General features: G+C 45.1%; 13 protein-coding genes and 2 pseudogenes. 7 read left to right on the top strand and 8 right to left on the bottom strand.

Going from position 1 to position 17611, the window contains the following annotated elements; genetic code table 11:
- The first annotated feature begins 3 nt into the window (after positions 1-3).
- Positions 4-1016: pseudogene (locus tag H539_RS28800) on the top strand (S66 family peptidase).
- A 449-nt stretch (positions 1017-1465) separates the two neighbouring features.
- Here the strand turns inward: H539_RS28800 and H539_RS0115940 are convergent.
- Complete coding sequence (locus H539_RS0115940; RefSeq protein WP_026694339.1) at positions 1466-2149, bottom strand: response regulator; 684 nt, start codon at positions 2147-2149, stop codon at positions 1466-1468.
- A gap of 100 nt (positions 2150-2249) precedes the next feature.
- Positions 2250-3407 (bottom strand): sensor histidine kinase, encoded by a 1158-nt coding sequence (locus H539_RS0115935; protein ID WP_035322912.1) that lies wholly within the window; start codon positions 3405-3407, stop codon positions 2250-2252.
- A 640-nt stretch (positions 3408-4047) separates the two neighbouring features.
- On the opposite strand from H539_RS0115935, the gene H539_RS0115930 reads away from it, so the two are divergent.
- Positions 4048-4680, top strand: coding sequence for a YigZ family protein (locus tag H539_RS0115930; protein WP_026694337.1), 633 nt, complete (start codon positions 4048-4050; stop codon positions 4678-4680).
- 138 nt (positions 4681-4818) lie between these two features.
- Entirely contained in the window at positions 4819-5850 is a 1032-nt protein-coding gene (locus H539_RS0115925; protein ID WP_026694336.1) for an LCP family protein, read from the top strand.
- A 137-nt stretch (positions 5851-5987) separates the two neighbouring features.
- On the opposite strand, the gene H539_RS0115920 is transcribed toward H539_RS0115925, so the two are convergent.
- Positions 5988-6296 (bottom strand): hypothetical protein, encoded by a 309-nt coding sequence (locus H539_RS0115920; RefSeq protein ID WP_026694335.1) that lies wholly within the window; start codon positions 6294-6296, stop codon positions 5988-5990.
- A gap of 333 nt (positions 6297-6629) precedes the next feature.
- Here H539_RS0115920 and H539_RS0115915 point away from each other — a divergent pair, with 333 nt between their 5' ends.
- From H539_RS0115915 to H539_RS0115900, 3 genes are all read left to right on the top strand, one after another.
- Entirely contained in the window at positions 6630-7868 is a 1239-nt protein-coding gene (locus H539_RS0115915; RefSeq protein WP_035322908.1) for an ROK family transcriptional regulator, read from the top strand.
- A gap of 1250 nt (positions 7869-9118) precedes the next feature.
- Positions 9119-9745 carry an extracellular solute-binding protein gene (locus tag H539_RS28795; RefSeq protein WP_081415915.1) on the top strand — a complete coding sequence of 209 codons (627 nt, stop codon included), beginning with the start codon at positions 9119-9121 and terminating at the stop codon, positions 9743-9745.
- Between the two features lie 365 nt (positions 9746-10110).
- Positions 10111-10506, top strand: coding sequence for a ribosomal maturation YjgA family protein (locus H539_RS0115900; RefSeq protein WP_026694333.1), 396 nt, complete (start codon positions 10111-10113; stop codon positions 10504-10506).
- A gap of 329 nt (positions 10507-10835) precedes the next feature.
- Here the strand turns inward: H539_RS0115900 and H539_RS0115890 are convergent, their stop codons facing one another.
- The 4 genes from H539_RS0115890 to H539_RS0115875 form a co-directional block, all read right to left on the bottom strand.
- Complete coding sequence (locus H539_RS0115890) at positions 10836-12590, bottom strand: glycoside hydrolase family 2 protein (protein ID WP_026694332.1); 1755 nt, start codon at positions 12588-12590, stop codon at positions 10836-10838.
- 30 nt (positions 12591-12620) lie between these two features.
- The gene (locus H539_RS0115885) at positions 12621-13451 is read right to left on the bottom strand and encodes a carbohydrate ABC transporter permease (protein ID WP_026694331.1); all 831 of its coding nucleotides are present in this window, start codon (positions 13449-13451) and stop codon (positions 12621-12623) included.
- 6 nt (positions 13452-13457) lie between these two features.
- Positions 13458-14348, bottom strand: a complete 891-nt coding sequence (locus tag H539_RS0115880; protein ID WP_026694330.1) for a carbohydrate ABC transporter permease — start codon at positions 14346-14348, stop codon at positions 13458-13460.
- A 99-nt stretch (positions 14349-14447) separates the two neighbouring features.
- Complete coding sequence (locus tag H539_RS0115875; RefSeq protein WP_035322905.1) at positions 14448-15713, bottom strand: ABC transporter substrate-binding protein; 1266 nt, start codon at positions 15711-15713, stop codon at positions 14448-14450.
- A 527-nt stretch (positions 15714-16240) separates the two neighbouring features.
- On the opposite strand from H539_RS0115875, the pseudogene H539_RS28790 reads away from it, so the two are divergent.
- A pseudogene (locus H539_RS28790) lies at positions 16241-17047 on the top strand (family 43 glycosylhydrolase); the annotation flags it as partial.
- Positions 17048-17441: 394 nt separating this feature from the next.
- On the opposite strand, the gene H539_RS28785 reads toward H539_RS28790, so the two are convergent.
- Positions 17442-17611 (bottom strand): transposase (locus tag H539_RS28785; RefSeq protein WP_035322899.1); only part of this gene is annotated, 170 nt, incomplete at its 5' end.

The raw sequence follows: 17611 nt of genomic DNA, 5'->3' as shown, positions 1-17611 counted from the left end.
AAAATGATCCAATATCCACATTTAAAAGCAGGCGCAGTAATAGGTGTGACCGCCCCCTCATCAGGTGTGCCGGCTGAATTGCACCATCTTCTTACGCTCTCTGAGCGCTCTATGAACTCTAAAGGATTCAGTGTGGTTTTCGGCGATACGGCCTGGGGCCAGGAGAAGGCCAGGTCTTCATCAGCCAAAACCCGGGCTGACGAGTTCATGAGCATGATGCAGAACCCTGACATCGATATCATCATCCCTCCCTGGGGCGGGGAATTGTTGATTGAAATATTGGAGCATATCCAATTTGATTCAATGAAAAATAAATGGGTGCTGGGGTATTCAGATGTGAGCGCCTTAATCTTGCCATTACCTTAAAAACCGGAATTGCTACGGCACACGGGACAAATTTAGTGGATATAAGAGGAGAATATTCGGACGAGACTACGGCCATGTGGCAGACAGTTTTATCTACAAGGCCAGGAGAAGCTGTGCACCAGTCCTCCTCCGAAAAATATCAGAAAAGATGGCAGCACAACAATCCCACGCCATGCGTCTTTCACTTAACAGAAGAAACGAATTGGAAGACACTTTCGGACAAAGCTGTTGAAACAAAGGGCCGGCTCCTTGGCGGATGCATCGATATCATCCGGCACCTCATCGGGACTCCATTTGGAGATGTTGCCTATTTCCAAAAGCAGTTCATTGTGAATGAACCGATCATTTGGTATTTGGAAAACTGCGGACTTTCCTCCACAGATCTGCGCCGGACACTCGTTCACATGAAGCTGGCCGGCTGGTTCAACAACTGCGCAGGTCTCATGTTCGGCAGAAGCCCTGAAGTTCAGGAAGTGGACGGTTACACAATCGTGGATGTGTATCAGGATATGGCGGAAGACTTAGGACTTCCCATTATCTACGACATAGACTGCGGCCACATGCCTCCCCAGATCACCTTTGTAAATGGCGCTTATGCAGAAGTAAGTGCGGCAAATGGCCGCGGGATCATTGTACAGCATTTTAAATGAGAGATTGGAAGACTTCCAATCTCTTTGCCTGTCTATAGCAGAAGTAGATCGTATCATTGCTCACCTTCTTCTACCATTTCGCCCCTAATCGCACCATTCCCCTGGTTCGCCGATCATTTTATCGCTGGCAGAATCATTTCATCGAATCTACGACCATTTAAAAAGGATGGGGATCATTCCCCCTATTTTTACGTTCATTCACCACAAAACCGGACCATTACAAAACCGTGCAGCCCCTCCAGAATACCGCTTGGACTATTAATTACTGATTTCAGATCATTCTTTGAAGAAACCGGATCATAAAAATAAAAAACCGGACCATTTATTCTGCATCTCGGCTCATAACCAATCTTCCTGCTGCCTTAGGGCCAGACCCCATAGAGTTCCCGCAGCTCAAATAAAAAACGCTCGAGAGAGGATTCTCCCTGAGCGTTCTTCGGGTATTAGCTTTATCGGACTTCGACCCAGCCATTTTTGATGGCAAGTACGACGGCCTGGGTTCTGTCGTTTACGTTCATTTTCTGCAGGATGTTGCTTACGTGATTTTTTACGGTTTTTTCGCTGATGAAGAGGGTTTCGCCGATTCCGCGGTTGCTTTGTCCGTCAGCCAGGAGCTGCAGGACTTCGCATTCACGTCGGGTCAGAAGGTGCAGCGGCCTGCGGATTTCGTAAGCCGGCCTTCTGTCGGAGCCCTGTCCCTCTTCGGCGGCAAGGCGTCTGTATTCGGCCACAAGATTGTGGGTAACCTTGGGATGGAGGTAAGAACCGCCGTCCGCAACGACCTTGACTGCCTCGATTAAAGCGTCTGCATCCATTTCTTTTAATAAATAGCCTCTTGCACCAGTTTTCAGTGCATGAGTGACATAGTTTTCATCGTCATGAATTGACAGGATGATGACCTTCGATTCCGGATATTTTTCCACCAGCTGCCTGGTAGCCTCAATGCCATTGATATGCGGCATATTGATATCCATGATTACCACGTCAGGGTTATTTTTTTCTACCAGTTCCATTGCTTCTGATCCATCGTCGCCTTCTGCAAGCACTTCAAATGAAGATTCAAAATCCAGTATGCGCTTGACTCCTTCGCGAAAAAGTTGATGGTCATCAATAATGATGATTTTCGTTGTCAACGACTTCGCCTCCCTAAAATTCTAATACGTTTTTTTATGTCTTATTTTTTGTAGTATTTTATATAAAACTCCTGAATCGAAGTTTTTCATATGTTTTTTATCAGGACAAAGATGATGTGACTTTGATCGGTACCTGGATGACAATCACGGTGCCTGCGCCCGGACTTGAATCAATGCTTATGGAGCCTTCGAGGAGATCGACACGCTCTCCCATCCCCATCAAGCCGAAGGAGCCTTCCTTCTTGGCCGAGGAGTCAAATCCGATGCCATCATCCTTTACCACCACTGTCACCTGGTCCTTTATGGTTTCCATCTTAATTTGGATGTTTTTTGCCTGCGCATGCTTCAGCGCATTCTGGACAGATTCCTGCACGAGCCTAAACAGCGCTACCTCCATCTTGGCCGGAAGCCGTTTTTCCTCTCCTAAGCTGGTAAAGGCAATTCTTACATCCTTATTATTATACTCTTCGATGGTCTGAAGATATTTTCTGAGGGTCGGAATCAATCCTAAATCATCCAGCGCCATCGGCCTTAAATCGTATATGATCCTTCTCACCTCATAAAGGGCGTTCCGCACCATTCTTTTCAGGTCTTTGATTTCCTGCAGTCCTTGATCAACTCCCCGCTCGCGGAATACACGGTCAATCAGATCTGAACGCATCATCACATTGGCCATCATCTGTGCAGGACCATCATGGATTTCACGCGAAAGTTTCTTGCGTTCTTCCTCCTGGGCTTCAATGATTTTTAAGCCGAATTCCTGCTTACGCTTGGCATCCGCAAGAACTTCCCCTACCTGGCGGAGATCGCTTGTTAAATAATTAAGCACCACGGAAATTTGCGAGCTCAGCTGTTCTGCCCGGTCAATGGTCTCCTGAAGTCCAAACAGCCGGCGTTCCAAATCATCTCTGCGATTACGCAGCTGCTTTTCCAGCTGGCGGTTTATTTGGAGATCGACCTGCAGGGCATGTGCCTTTTCATAGGCTTCTCTTACTTGTTCTTCATTGAATTGATGAAAGTGGCGGCTGACTTCCGAAAGCCTCTTTCGGGCAAATCTTGCATTTTTTTCAAGAGTATCGCCTTCATCGATAATTCTGACGACTCTTGCTTTAATTTCAATTAACTCGGCAGACATAGCGGAAAAATCCTGGCGGCACTGCTCTCCTATATGGAAGATTTCATTTTTGCTCTGCCCCACGGTATCAACCATTGTCTCGAGTATGGAGTCAAGGGCCTTGTTATCGACTTTTTTCAACATCTCGGATCCCCCAATACTGCAAGCAGCCTAAGCTTTGCAGTGCCTGCCCATTGCTTCATAAGGCCTACTTTAATATACTGAACTATTCTACTAGACATCCACACTGCGCTTATGTATATCTCTCAATAAATTCCACTTAAACAAGGAATTTCTACTATTTTATTGTAACATTAAATTTCGCAGTTCAAAGGACTTTGAGGTTGGGAAAATACCAAATTGGGTAAAAGGGTCAAAAGGACCTATTTATTCCAATTCTTATGAAAATTGAACTATTTTCGTATAATAATATTTCCCTAGATTACAATAATTAGTTACAAGCAGCAACAGTGGTATTTTACTATTTATCCCCGTTGTTTATGTATTTTAAAATAATAAATTTTATCTACTAGAATATTTTTCATTATATCATGATGTGTCTTTAGTAATATTAAAATTCCTTTACAATCTTGCGAAATAAGATTACGGAAACCCCTGTATTCCTATGTTTAGCAGAAACCTTTTCTGCCAGCTTTTCAACAGATTGGCGGGTTTCCTAACATCCTCCATTGCCTAAGTATGGATAAGGCCGTATAATAATGGTTTGAGCGTGCAAAATAGCAGGCTTAATACTGATAGTCCTTTATCATAAGAGGGTGAATCAATGCTTCAGAGCTACTTGACTGTAAAAGGGTATGGCGCGCATGAGCTGATCATACAAAAATCTCGTTTTATTGCCTATGTTCAGCGCGCAGAAACAGAGGAAGCTGCCCTGGAATTCATCGCTGGTATAAAAAAGAAACATCATGATGCGAATCATAATTGCTCCGCCTATTTAATAGGAGAGAACAACCTGGTCCAAAAGGCCAATGATGACGGGGAACCCAGCGGAACAGCCGGTGTACCTATGCTGGAGGTCCTGAAGAAAAAGAATCTAAAGGATACAGTCGTTGTCGTTACCAGATATTTCGGCGGAATCAAGCTCGGCGCCGGCGGACTGATTCGTGCTTATGGCAGTTCTGTTTCAGAAGGGCTGGCCCATACCGGCATCGTGGAACGCCGACTGACGCGCATAATGAAAACGAAGGTCGATTATACCTGGCTTGGAAAGCTTGAAAATGAGCTTCGTTCATCCCAGTATGAAATCAAAGAAATTCATTACAGCGATTCTGTGGAAATCGAAGTGTTTGTAAAAGAAGATGCCATCGAGAACTTTATCGACTGGATGACGGAAATGACAAACGGCCAGTCAGAAATTCATCGAGGCGGTACACTGTATCAGGAATCTCTTATTTGAGAATTGAATGGGAAATATATAGGGACTTGTTCCCGTGTAGAAATATTGTTTACGAATTTTGCGTAAAATTGTAAAATATGATCAGAAAAATATCGGATCTTGTCACGGATAAAGACAAAAATTAAGGAGATAACGAGTATGTCTTCCAACAGGAGAGTTTATAAAGTATATAGAAAGAAGCGTAAGCGCAAGCGTCTAGTATCTTTTATTCTTGTTCCTATACTTATGATGGCACTGGCCGGGACAGGCTATGCCGCCTTTCTTTATAATAAGGCCGAAAATGTCTTTGGCAAAACCTATCATTCTATTGGAAAATCTTCAAAGCGTGATACCGCCGTCAATCCGGAAAAGGATAATATCTCCCTTTTATTCATAGGAATCGATGATAGCGAAAAACGGCACCTGAAAGGAAATACGAGGTCGGACGCTTTGATGCTGGCCACCTTTAATACAAAAAAGAAAACCATCAAGCTGGTGAGCATCCCTCGTGATTCCTATGTTCATATACCAGCGAATAACACGTATACAAAAATCACACATGCCCATGCCATTGGCGGCACGAAAGCAACCGTCGACACGGTCGAAGAGCTGATGCATGTGCCGGTTGACTACTATGTCAAAATGAACTTTAATGCCTTCATGGATGTGGTTGATGCTCTCAACGGAATTAAAGTGGATGTACCTTATGAAATGTATGAGCAGGATTCTAAGGACCACAAAAACGCTATTCACCTGCAAAAGGGTATGCAGACATTGAACGGCGAAGAAGCTCTGGCCTTTGTCCGTACAAGACATAAAGACAGTGATATCTACAGAGGAAAACGCCAGCAGCAGGCCATTGAAGCCATTGCCCATAAAGCCACTTCTGTCGGAGCTGTTTCCAAATATACAAAAGTCATAGAAGCCATCGGCGACAACATGTCTACCAACCTGACATTCTCTGAAATGAAGTCCTTCGTCGACTATGTTCTGTCCAGCAAAGGACTGCAGGTTCAGTCACTTAGTCTTAAGGGATCTGACGAGTATATAAATCGTATCTATTACTACAAGCTTGACGACACTTCTTTAAATGAAATCCGGACCGAGCTGCAGTCCCATCTTGAACTGACACCGTCCGAAAAAGCAAAGTTTGATTCAGAAAACGATACAGCACAGGCAGATCAGCAATAAAGAAAAGGCCATAGAGACATCATTCTCTATGGCTTTTTTGTTAGACGAAAGGAAGAAGGCTTGTGCACTGCTCTGTTTTCCCATTACCGATAACAAGCAAAATAACAGCTTGCCCACTGCTCAAACTGTTTTCTAAACTATTTTCTCTTTTCAGCCTGCTCGCTCAAGAGTCCAGTCAAAATAAACTTTAAAAATGATATTTCATCTGAGTTCCTCATATTAATAAGATATAATTGCTTAATAATTTCAACCAGCTGATCCTTCTTCAGCCTGTCCACCAGAATATTGGTGGCTCGGACCTTGCTTAACTTTACCTCATTATGCTCTGCGACCTTGATCTCCAAATCCTTGAAAGAACTTATACAATTTTCCAGTATATCCTTTAGTTCGTTTCTCGTCAGTGTTGTCTCGTTTTCATATAAAGAAAATGGTGTTCTTTCTTCCATGGTCAGCATCCCTTTCCTGTCCTTACTATTTTGCTTCGTGTTATCGAATAAGTCCAACACATAATTTTACAAAGAAATAGAAAAGTGTGTCAATATACATCGAATCTTGTAATTAATTATATATTTACCTTATTTATCCTATATCTAAAATAGGCCAGAGTATTCATTTACCATTGGGAAAATATTCGGCAGACGGCTTTTTAGAGTTTGTAGTTCAGGGAATAGCATGTTTAAAAGCTAATTATGTTCAAACTTGGTTTAATCCCTCTCCTAAATAGTTTATAATTATACTTAACAAAGTTCGGCGCAACTTGTGTAGACGGGGGAATGTAAATGGCACGAAACATTTTAAGAGGAAGCTTCAAGTTAATGAAGTCCATTAACCGTTCATTAATTTTAAATATAATCCGGGAAAGAGGCCCGATCTCAAGGGCAGAAATCGCAAAACTGACAAAGCTGACGCCACCTACCGTAAGCAGCCTGGTAAAGGAACTGCTTTTAGCGGAAATTGTGATCGAGCTGAGCTTGGGTGAATCAAGCGGCGGCCGCAAGCCTACCCTGCTGACACTGAATGAAGAAATGTTTCATGTGGTCGGCATGGATATCGGCTCCCAGAACCTAAAAATCATTTTAACGAGCATCACCGGAAAAATTTTAAATAAACTGGTATATCCCATTCCCGACCGCAGCTCTTCAGATGAGCTTTTAAGCCTGATGAAAGAGTCCATCCGTTCCGTCATTGCGGGAAGCGGGGTCGATGTTGAAAATGTAGTGGGAATCGGTGTCGGCATGCACGGAATTGTGGATGTTGATCAGGGTGCCTCCATCTTCGCCCCTAACTTAAACCTTCAGAACATCCCTATTAAGGATGAACTGGAAAAGGAATTTAACATGATTGTGAAGGTCGAGAACGACGGGCGTGCCATGAGCCTTGGGGAGCTGTGGTTTGGCAATGGCGCAGGATTGGACAGCTTCGTCTGCATGAACGTCGGCCTCGGCATAGGCGCCGGAATCATCATCAATGGCAGGCTGTATCACGGAAACCATTTTATAAGCGGAGAAATCGGCCACATGGTCATCGACATCGATGGCCCGCAGTGCACCTGTGGAAATTACGGCTGCCTGCAGACATTCGCTTCCGGACCTGCCATCGTGGAAAGCGTCAAAAAAGAAATGCGTCTCGGCGAAGCAACTCTACTTAGTGAAATGACAGACGGCAATCTCGAAGACTTAACAGGAGAACTGATTTACGAAGCAGCGCTTAAGGGAGATTCTCTTGCCAAAAACACCCTTCAGCAGGCCGGGCGCTATCTCGGTGTCGGCATTACCAATCTCATTCACACGGTAAACCCAAGAAGAATCATCATTGGCGGAGGAGTTTCCAATGCAGGAGACTTCCTCATGGAAAGCATCATCCAGACCGTAAACCAGCGCGCCCTGACCCAGCCGGCCAAACAAACCGAAATCATGCTCTCCAAATTCGGAGAAGACGCCACCGCCATGGGCGCCGTCGCCCTGATCCTTGCAGAGCTGTTTACATCAAGAAATAGTGAACGTGCCGCTGCTCATTAAGGGACCCCCACTGGCGGGTTTCATTTTATTCACTGGCAGCCCACAGGCAAATGGTGTTTTGGTAAGGCCCTCCTTATGGATTTTTGTGTAAGTATGAGAATTCATAAGGGGAGTTTTTACCGCTATTGCATATAGAGAACGCTTAACAAGCCAAAATAAGGGGAGAAATTCCCTTTAACCGCTCAAAAAAAGACAAAATCCAAGGAGTTGGACCATATAAGGGGAAAAACTCCCTTTATTTTTAAGAAAAATCGTATATTTTTTAATTTAAGGGGAATTTCTCCCTTTATTTTTAGTTACTTTTAGTAGTATGGGGAATAATGCTCCGGACAGAGGCCCCGCAGGTGAAGCTGAGGAGGTACCTCAAAAGTCAGAGGTTTATAAGAATAGATAGTCCCTGCATGTTTCTTGGTCAGCACATGATTACTTAATACCTAACACTAGAGTCTTGTTACTATTCATTACCTTCATTCATGGACAAGTTGTTTTCCCACCATTTAATAGGTTTCTTACATCATATAATTGTCTATATTTAAACCCTGTTGATTGAAGTGGAAGGCGCGAAGACTCCTGCGGGATTAGCGGGACAGGTGAGATCCCACAGGCGAAGCCGAGGAAGCTCACCGCCCGCCCCGCGGAAAGCGATGGCCTGGAACGGATAGCAACAGCCCCCATTTGAAGCAGATAAACAGTAATCCTCATCCACCGATTTGTTCATCGAACCTGCAGACTTTACCTTCTTTTACAAACCCTTAACCCTCCCTATCGCAGAAGGAATCAATAGCATGACCGAGCTGAGACTGGGTTCAATATCTCGGTCTGCAGCTGGGCCAGGGCTATGCTCTTGGCAGACCGGCCGACACTCTCCGGGCAGGCAGCCTTCCTTTACGGAATCCGAATCAAGCCATTCAGTTGGCATAAAAAAACCAGCCGCAGCTGGTTTTCTTACCCTTTAACTGATCCTGCCGTCATCCCCGCAATTAAGAAACGCTGAAGGAACATATACGCGATGACCATCGGCGCGGAGGCAATGATGACTCCTGTAAACAACATGGGAAAATTCGTGATATATTCGCCCTGAAACTCAAGTAAAGCCAAGGGCAGGGTCTTATATTTGCTGTCTGTAATAAACAGCAGCGGATAAAATAAATCATTCCATTGCAGACGAATAGGAAAATGGCGGCTGCTGCCATGGATGGCAGGGACAGCGGAATTACGATCTTCCGGTAGATTCTCCAGCTGGAGGCCCCATCGGTCATCCCCGCCTCAAACAGCTGACCGATGAATGGTGGGTCAAAACTCTCACACAATTCAAGGAGCTGAACGACAAAGGCTATTTCCAGAAGGATGCGCTCGGTACCAAGCATGACGCTGCCATCGCCATGGTCGCCCAAGGAAAAGCCGCCATGCTGGCATCCGGCTCCTATGCCATCGCAAGCATCCGGAAGCGACATCAAGCAAGCTCGGCCTCAAGCAAGCTCGGCCTTCTCGCCCCGATCACCGTCCCGGCGAATCAGGCGAAATACGAGGGCATCCATACCACCACCTTCCTGCTCGGAGTGAATAAAAACTCCAAGAAAAAGAAGGAAGCCAAAAAATTCATCGAGTTCTTCAGCCGCAAGGAAAATGCAGAGGAATACGCCAACAAAACCAGCCAAAATGTGACCGTCAAGGATGTGACCTACGACTCAAAGGACCTGAACAACATCTCAGAATGGTCCACTAAAAAAACCAGGTTCCAGCCACGCTACCTCATTCCTGACGAAAACGTAGAAAAAGCGGTCCTAAGCTCCATTCACTCTGTCCTCGGCGGAGACAGCCCTAAAAAAGCAGCTGCTGCCGCACAGAAAATCGTGGATCAGAATATCAAGAAATGATGAGAGGGCCTTTCCATTGGAAGGCCCTTTTAAACTTGAGCAAAGATAAGCGCAGAAATTCCCGTTAATGTCAGAATGGGGTTCGTTTCGGAAGAAATAAGGGAAGTTTTTTCCTTATGAGGATAAAAACTGATTTTTTAAGTCAATAGAGGGAATTTCCCCCTTTACTTCAGCTCTTTTTATTCATCATTTCGAATTAAGGGAAATTTTCCCTTCTATTTTATAGCTAAACAGATCCAACCAATCCAATCAGTCAAAAAATCAAAACAAGGCAGAGAAACCTTTTAAGAACCAGGCTCCGAATGCTTCGGAAGTCTTTCTATATGCTATGCTAGAGCCAGTACCTTACGAGCGGGGTGACCGGGATGAAACGCAAAAGATGGATCCATTTAGTGCTGATGCTTGCTGCCATCCTGCTGGGCCTGGCTTCCAGGAAATACAGCGGCAGGCTCCCTGCATTTTTGGCCGACAATGCCGGAGACGCCCTCTGGGCCATGATGGTCTATTTTGGATTCCGCTTTCTTCTAGTGCACAAAAGCATATGGGCAGCTTTGTTCCTCAGTCTGCTGTTCAGCTTTGGGATTGAATTCAGCCAGCTCTACCAGTCCGAATGGATAAATGAGATTCGCGGCACATTGCTTGGGGGGTTAATCTTGGGGCATGGCTTTCTGGCTGTCGATCTTGTTCGGTATGCAGCCGGGATAGCGGCTGGGGTGGTTGTGGATTGGTTGGTTGGTGCCTTTTTTAAGCATCCTGCATAAATTCTGAGGATCCGGCATATGTCATCTGAAATCCTGCATATCCACCTTGTAATCCAGCAATTATTTCAAATATCCTGCATAACTCAAAAAAAGCAGGTGCTGCCGCAAAGAGCACCTGCTTTCACTTATTCTAAATCCCATTTTTTCCATTACTCCGCCGCTGACCCCTCCGAATTCATCGGAACGGCCTGACGAAGGTTTCGCAGCTGTGCGCCACTTCTTTTTTTTTAGCATCTCCAGCTTAGTCTTTTTTCAATGAACGGCAGCCGTCCCAGCCCCCTCACCCACAAAAAAACACACCCCGCCAAACCAGCAGGATGTGCCATACGTTATTTCCGATCGTTAATTTCCTTGATTTTCTTCAAATCACACTTCGGCTCCCGGTCGTAGGTCAGCAGGCCGTTGATTTCCTGTTCTACGTCGGTGAGCTGGGTGTAGCAGAAGCCCTGGATGATTTTGCTGTCTGTCAGGGCGCCTGTGACTTTGCGGTATTCTTCCACAAGATCTTCGGCGGATTGGACAGCAGAGTAGCCCCAGCCTTCGGTTTCATCCACTTTGTAGGCGATACCGCCGTATTCCGTGATTAAAATCGGCTCTCCATTATAGTTGAAGCCGTTCGCATAGATTACGCGGTTCGCTGGTGTGGTGGAGATGGCACTCTCCACATCCTTATAGGCTTCGGCCATTTCTTCGGCGCTAGTGTAGTTGTGGATGCCGCAGATGTCGGATATGGTATGCTCCCAGCCGTCGTTGGAAAGAACCGGGCGTGTCTGGTCGATCGATTTAGTCTGCCAGTACATGGATGTTGCATGAGCCTGCTGATGTTTATCATAAGCCACGCGGGAAATGCCCCAGCTTTCGTTCAGCGGCAGCCAGACGATGATGGACGGATGGCTGTAGTCGCGTTTTACGACATCAAACCATTCAGTCGCCAGGCGGCGGGCCGCTTCTTCACTGTACTCGGACGCATTGGCCATTTCGCCCCAGACGAGGAAGCCCAGCCGGTCTGCCCAGTATAGGAAACGCGGATCCTCTACCTTCTGGTGCTTCCTTGCACCATTGAAGCCCATTTCCTTCGCAAGCTCGATATCCTTTTTCAAATCCTCGTCCGTCGGCGCAGTCAGAAGCGCCTTTGGCCAGTAGCCTTGATCCAGGACAAGCTTTTGATAGTAAGGCATATTGTTCAGCTTGAAAATGCCGTCTTCAATGGAAACCTTTCTCATTCCAAAATACGTTTCCACGCGATCCAGAACCTTCTCACCTTTTTTTAGCGTTAAAACCGCATCAAAGAGGTTCGGGTTCTCCGGTGTCCAGTACCAGCCTGGCCCATGAATATTGCTTCGATCCGTAAAGCGGTTGCGCAGATTGAAGCTGCGCTTGTTATAGCTTTCAAATAGATTCGTGCTGTCAGAAATGATTTTCTGGCCATTAAAGGAAATTTCGACAGATAGAGACAGGCCTTCTGTGATTCCTTCCACATCAAATTCAAGCTCAATGTCACCGCGGTCAATCTCAGGTGTCCAGCGGATCCCAGCAAGCGTGGTTTTTTCAGCCGGCTCCATCCAGACAGTCTGCCAGATTCCTGTTGTGCGCGTATAGAAGATGGATTCAGACTGCTGATGCCAGTACTGCTTTCCTCTTGGAATTGTGACATCCTCAGAAGGATCCTCCACACGAACCGTGATTTCATTGTTCTCAGAGTTTAACAGATGAGTGATATTCGCTGAAAACGGAGTATTGCCGCCTTCGTGGAAACAGGCAAGATTTCCGTTGATGTACACCCAGGCACGATAATCCACGGCACCGAAGTGGAGGATCAGGTCACGTCCTGCCCAGCTTTCCGGCACAGTAAGCCCGCGGCGATACCAGACAATATCATGAAAGGACCCATCGTTAATTCCGCTCAATTCTGTCTGGAATGCAAACGGAACGGTTATTTTCCGGCCATCAGGAAAGCGTTCATACCACTTTTCACTTAGGCCCTTATTTTCATCATCAAATGCAAAGTCCCATTGTCCGTTCAGATTTTCCCATTCAGTCCGTACAAATTGGGGTCTGGGATATTCATTGCGTGGAATTGACATCTCTATTTCAAATCCTTCCTAGTGATAGACTTATTTAATACCCGATTGAGTAACACCTTTAATGAATGAACGCTGGCCGATCACAAAGAGCAGAACAGCCGGGATGGTCGCGATGGAGGTCAACGCCATCAATTTCGCAGGAGAAGAAACGAAGCTTCCCTGCTGCATAACAGCAATTCCTGTCGTGATGGTCCTCATTCCAGGCGAGTTGGTTGTAACCAATGGCCATAGGAAGTCATTGTAGATTCCCATGAAGGTAAAGATCGCAAGTGTCCAGATGACCGGTCTTGCAGAAGGAAGAACCACCTTCACAAACACCTGCCATTTATTGGCTCCGTCAAGGAAAGCAGCTTCTTCTAATTCCTTTGGAAAGCCCCTGAAATACTGATACAGCAGGAATACACCAAAGGCATTTGCGGAATAAGGCAGAATCAGGACCGCATAGGTATCAAGAAGACCAAATTTGTTAAATTCCATATATAAAGGAAGGAATGTGATAACCCAAGGAATCGTCAGGGATCCGATAAAAAGTCCGACTAGGAGTTTTTTAAACGGCACATCCAGCCTTGCCAGACCATAAGCGGCCAGTGTATCTACAAAAAGGACGATCAGAGTACCGACAACCCCTACGAACAGGGAATTTCCCATCCACTGAAGAACAGGCGTATCTCCGTTGTTTCCAAATGCATATTGATAGTTTTCCAATGTAAAGACCTTCGGCAGCCATTTTAATCCAGCTGTGAAAGCTTCCTGGTCAGTCTTGAAAGAAGTAGCCAGCATCCAGAAAATCGGTACGATGAAAATCAAGCCAATGATGATCGCGAGAATGATTAATACAGTTTTGCTTGTTCTGCTTTGCATATCCCACTACTCCTTTCGATTGGATACGCGCAGCTGGACGACGGAAATGATGATCATAATTAGGGCCATCATCAGAGACATCGCCGCGGCGTTTCCAAGCTGTCTTTGTTTAAATGCTTCATCTACGATATTCATTAAGAGCACCTTCGTGGAAGTTCCCGGGCCGCCCCTTGTCATCATGAATGGCTGTCCGTAAATATTGAAGGATGCGATAGTGGACGTTATCAAAACAAACAGCATCGTTGGTTTAATGCTTGGCAGAGTGATATAAATCAATCGCTGCCATCTATTGGCACCATCCAGGGAGCCTGCTTCGTACAATTCTTCAGAAACATCATTCAATGCATTGATGAAGATGACCATATTGAAGCCGATGGTCCACCAGATGGTCGCAATGACGATGGAAATCCAGGCCCATGGCATGTCCGTAAGCCATGGAATAGCCGGCAGATGAAGTTTTTGGAAATATTCATTCATCAAACCGCTGTTCGTATCCAGAATCCAGAGCCAGATGATCGCCACAACGGAAACTGATACCGCATAGGGAATAAAGTATAACGTACGGAAAAATCCTTTGATTTTTCCCGGCAGGGCATTGATTAAAAGCGCAAGGCCAAGGCCAACAATCACTAATAGGGGCACAGAAATCACAACAAACAGGATGGTATGCTTCAGTCCGTCGAAAAATAGATTGTGAAGATAAGAAGAGGAATCAAATATTTTGGCATAGTTTTTCAATCCTACGAACTCATGCACGGGATTTAGCAGGTCCCAGTTGTGAAGGCTCATCCAGGCTCCGTAAATAATCGGAATCAACAGGAAAATAACAAACAAGATCAGATATGGAAGTACGAACAGACTTGATGTGAGCTGTGATTTCCAGCTTGTTTTGTTCATGCTGCCTCTCCTCCTTTTTTCATGATTTTTATGAATCCTAACTAGAAGAGGCGGGCAGGTGAGTATGCTGTGATACACCTGTCCCGCCTCATGGTTTTATTATTTCTGCATTAATTGTTCTGCTTTTTTATTTGCATCATCGAGCGCTTTCTTAGGATCTTTCTTGCCTAACAGGGCAAGGTTGACTTCTGAGAATAGCGGCTCAGAAATTTGTCCCCAGTTAGCTACACGCGGAGCGAATTTAGCATAATCAAATTCTTTTGCAACCTGAGGCTGTTGTACCATCTTTTTGAAATCTGCATTCTGCTCATAGATTGCTTTAGATGCTGGCGCCTGTCCTGACTTTGCCCACTCCATGGTGTTGTCGGCTACATATTTCAGGAAGTCGGAAATTCCTGCAAGCTTCTTGGAATCTGTTACAGAAGCCGGGATAACAAAGTTGTGTCCGTTTGCATATACTGCCTGCTGCTTCGTTCCAAGCTGAGGAACCGGAGCTACACCGTAATTGATGCCTGCTTTATCCCACTGCTCCATCATCCATGGACCATTCAGCTGCATAGCGTTCTTGCCTTGAAGGAATAGAGTAACTTCCCCATCCTGCTGAACATTAGCAGGGGAAACTTTATCCTTTTTGACCAGGTCACTTAAGAAAGTAAGAGCCTCAACGCCTTCTGGGCTGTTGTAGTTAGGCTTGCCGTCCTTCATCAATTCGCCGCCATTCTGGAAGAAAACAGTCGGGAAGATGAATTGGTTCGGCCAAAGAGTCGGAACTACGAATCCGTATTGCTTTTTAGACTCATTTGTAAGCTTTTTAGCATCCGCTACAAATTCTTCGCGGTTGGTAGGCGGCTTGTTAGGGTCAAGTCCGGCTGCCTTGAACATATCCTTGTTGTAGTACATGATCAATGGGTGGATATCCAAAGGAATGGAATACTGCTTTCCTTTAATGCTTCCTGCACCCCAGGCAGTCGGAGAGTAATCAGACTCCTTAACGCCGTTTTTCTTGATCGTGTCGGACATATCCTTCAGAAGATTCTTCTCAGCATAGTTTGTCAGCTGATCCGTATGCATGATCATAAGATCCGGTGCATTCTTTTGACCTGAGAATGCAAGGTCAACGGTTTTATAATAATCATTCTGCGGAACAATCTGAAGATCCACATTGTATTTAGACTGTGACTTGTTGTAGCTGTTAACGATATTCTTCATGCGCGGACCATCCGCACCAGAGAAAGGCGCCCAATATGTAATCTTGGTTCCTTTTCCTCCATCAGATGAAGATGAATCCTTGCTAGAGCAGGCTGCCAGTGATCCTACTGCCAAAACAGCGGTCATAGCCAGTCCAAGCCATTTTCTCTTTTTCATAGCGTTTATCCCCCTTGGGTTAAAATAGTACTGCTCTGAATGGTGTGACGATAAACTTAATTAAATTAATTTACTTTCTGTAAATATCATAATCTTCTACTCTTTATTTGTCAACGCTTACAACTATTATTTTATAAAAAATACTATTTTTTGTCTTGTCTTAGCCTAAGAATATTAAAAGATTCCATATTATGCCTAGTTTCGACACATTTCCTCTACTTTTTATCAAAAAAAAATAGGTATTGTAGGTCCAAAAAGACTGCGTTACTATTTTGATAGATAAGTTAAATAATTTAACTAAGAGGGAGTGGAGAAATGCATAAAATACTTTTGGGGATGGCTGCTGCCCTGATGCTTATCCTGGGAGGCTGTTCATCGGACCAGTCAGCACCTAAAACGAAACAGTATAAAAACCCAGTCTTCGAGCCTGTCATTGCCGATCCGTCTATCATTAAAGGAAAAGACGGCTATATGCTTATGGGACAGAGGATAATTGGGGAGACGGTCAGGGGCCGCGCTACGTTCCAGTCATCCGTTCCAAGAACCTTGTCGACTGGAAATATCAAGGCGAGGCCTTCGAAGCCGTGGATAAGCCGAACTGGAAGGAAGGCGGTATCTGGGCTCCTGATATTAATGAATACAATGGAAAGTATTATCTCTACTATTCTATGTCTACCTGGGGAGATGAAAATCCGGGCATCGGCGTGGCCGTCAGTGACAAGCCGGAGGATCCCTTCACCGATCACGGGCCTCTTTTTACAAGTAAAGACATTAAGGTCGAGAATTCTATCGATCCTGAATTTTATAATGACAATGGAACTCCCTATTTGTTCTGGGGCAGCTTCCATGGCATTTATGGCGTAAAGCTCTCGCCTGATGGCTTCAAGGTTTCCGGAGCACCCTTCCAGGCGGCAGGAAATTCGTTTGAAGCACCTTATATCTTCAAGAAAAAAGACTACTATTATCTGTTTCTATCTTCGGGTTCCTGCTGTGAGGGGGAAAAGAGCACCTATCATGTTGCCGTGGGGCGTTCCAAGGAAATAGGCGGCCCTTACCTTGATCAGGCAGGAAACGATCTGAAAGACTCTGAAGGAACGGTGATCCTGACAGGCAGCAAAAAATTTGCCGGTCCCGGCCACAATGCAGTCATCACAGATGAAAAAGGGCAGGACTGGATGGTGTATCATGCGATTCAAAAAAACAAGCCCAAGCTGAACAGCGGAGTCACAAGAAGGCCTCTCATGATTGATAAGATCATTTGGAAGAACGGATGGCCGACGATCAAAAATGCCGAACCGAGCGAAAAGCCGACGGCTGTTCCTGCAGTGAAATAGCTCACTAAAATTAAGCAGGTGGAGATAGACGCCACCTGCTTTTGTTTTGGATCCGTTGGAGGTGTAGCCCGGGCTGATACTTAGAGGGAGAAATTCCCCTTATTTTGTAATGAGGATTAAAAAAAGCTCAAATAAGGGGAGAAATTCCCTTTATCGACCCTGAAAAGCTAAAAATGGAAGGATTTTTTTAAAATAAGGGGAAATTTTCCCCGAACTGACCTCCCTTTTGGATTTAACGGTAAAACCTCCCCTTATTTACCTTTGGTTCCTCGAGTAAGGACAGTCAAGTCCAGCATCTTGTGTAAAAATAATGTTCAATGTAAACCACTATGTTTATGAGGTTTTGGGAGGAGGTGGCTAGCCTCCTCCTCCCAAAACCTTTGGTGTACGTTTCCTAATTTGAAGTATGAAGATATTTTCGGCCGCCCAAGTCTAACGTATCAGCATAATCCATTAACACAGCTCCAATTAGGCGAAAGGCAGACTGATGATTTGGAAAGACACGGATTACCTGTTCGCGTCTTCGAATCTCAGAGTTCAATCTTTCCAATACATTAGTGGTGC

Origin of the sequence: Peribacillus kribbensis DSM 17871, assembly GCF_000430765.1 — a bacterium.
GTDB lineage: Bacteria > Bacillota > Bacilli > Bacillales > DSM-1321 > Paraperibacillus > Paraperibacillus kribbensis.
Note: the sequence above shows the minus strand (reverse complement) of the source record. Positions and strands in the feature narration are given on the sequence as shown.

Excerpts from the sequence above, each read along its gene's own strand:
- H539_RS0115880 (WP_026694330.1), bottom strand. The coding sequence starts at position 14,348 with ATGAACAAAACAAGCTGGAAATCACAGCTCACATCAAGTCTGTTCGTA.
- H539_RS0115925 (WP_026694336.1), top strand. The coding sequence starts at position 4,819 with ATGTCTTCCAACAGGAGAGTTTATAAAGTATATAGAAAGAAGCGTAAG.
- H539_RS0115890 (WP_026694332.1), bottom strand. The coding sequence starts at position 12,590 with ATGTCAATTCCACGCAATGAATATCCCAGACCCCAATTTGTACGGACT.
- H539_RS0115900 (WP_026694333.1), top strand. The coding sequence starts at position 10,111 with ATGAAACGCAAAAGATGGATCCATTTAGTGCTGATGCTTGCTGCCATC.
- H539_RS0115875 (WP_035322905.1), bottom strand. The coding sequence starts at position 15,713 with ATGAAAAAGAGAAAATGGCTTGGACTGGCTATGACCGCTGTTTTGGCA.
- H539_RS0115935 (WP_035322912.1), bottom strand. The coding sequence starts at position 3,407 with ATGTTGAAAAAAGTCGATAACAAGGCCCTTGACTCCATACTCGAGACA.
- H539_RS0115930 (WP_026694337.1), top strand. The coding sequence starts at position 4,048 with ATGCTTCAGAGCTACTTGACTGTAAAAGGGTATGGCGCGCATGAGCTG.
- H539_RS0115915 (WP_035322908.1), top strand. The coding sequence starts at position 6,630 with ATGGCACGAAACATTTTAAGAGGAAGCTTCAAGTTAATGAAGTCCATT.
- H539_RS0115885 (WP_026694331.1), bottom strand. The coding sequence starts at position 13,451 with ATGCAAAGCAGAACAAGCAAAACTGTATTAATCATTCTCGCGATCATC.
- H539_RS0115920 (WP_026694335.1), bottom strand. The coding sequence starts at position 6,296 with ATGGAAGAAAGAACACCATTTTCTTTATATGAAAACGAGACAACACTG.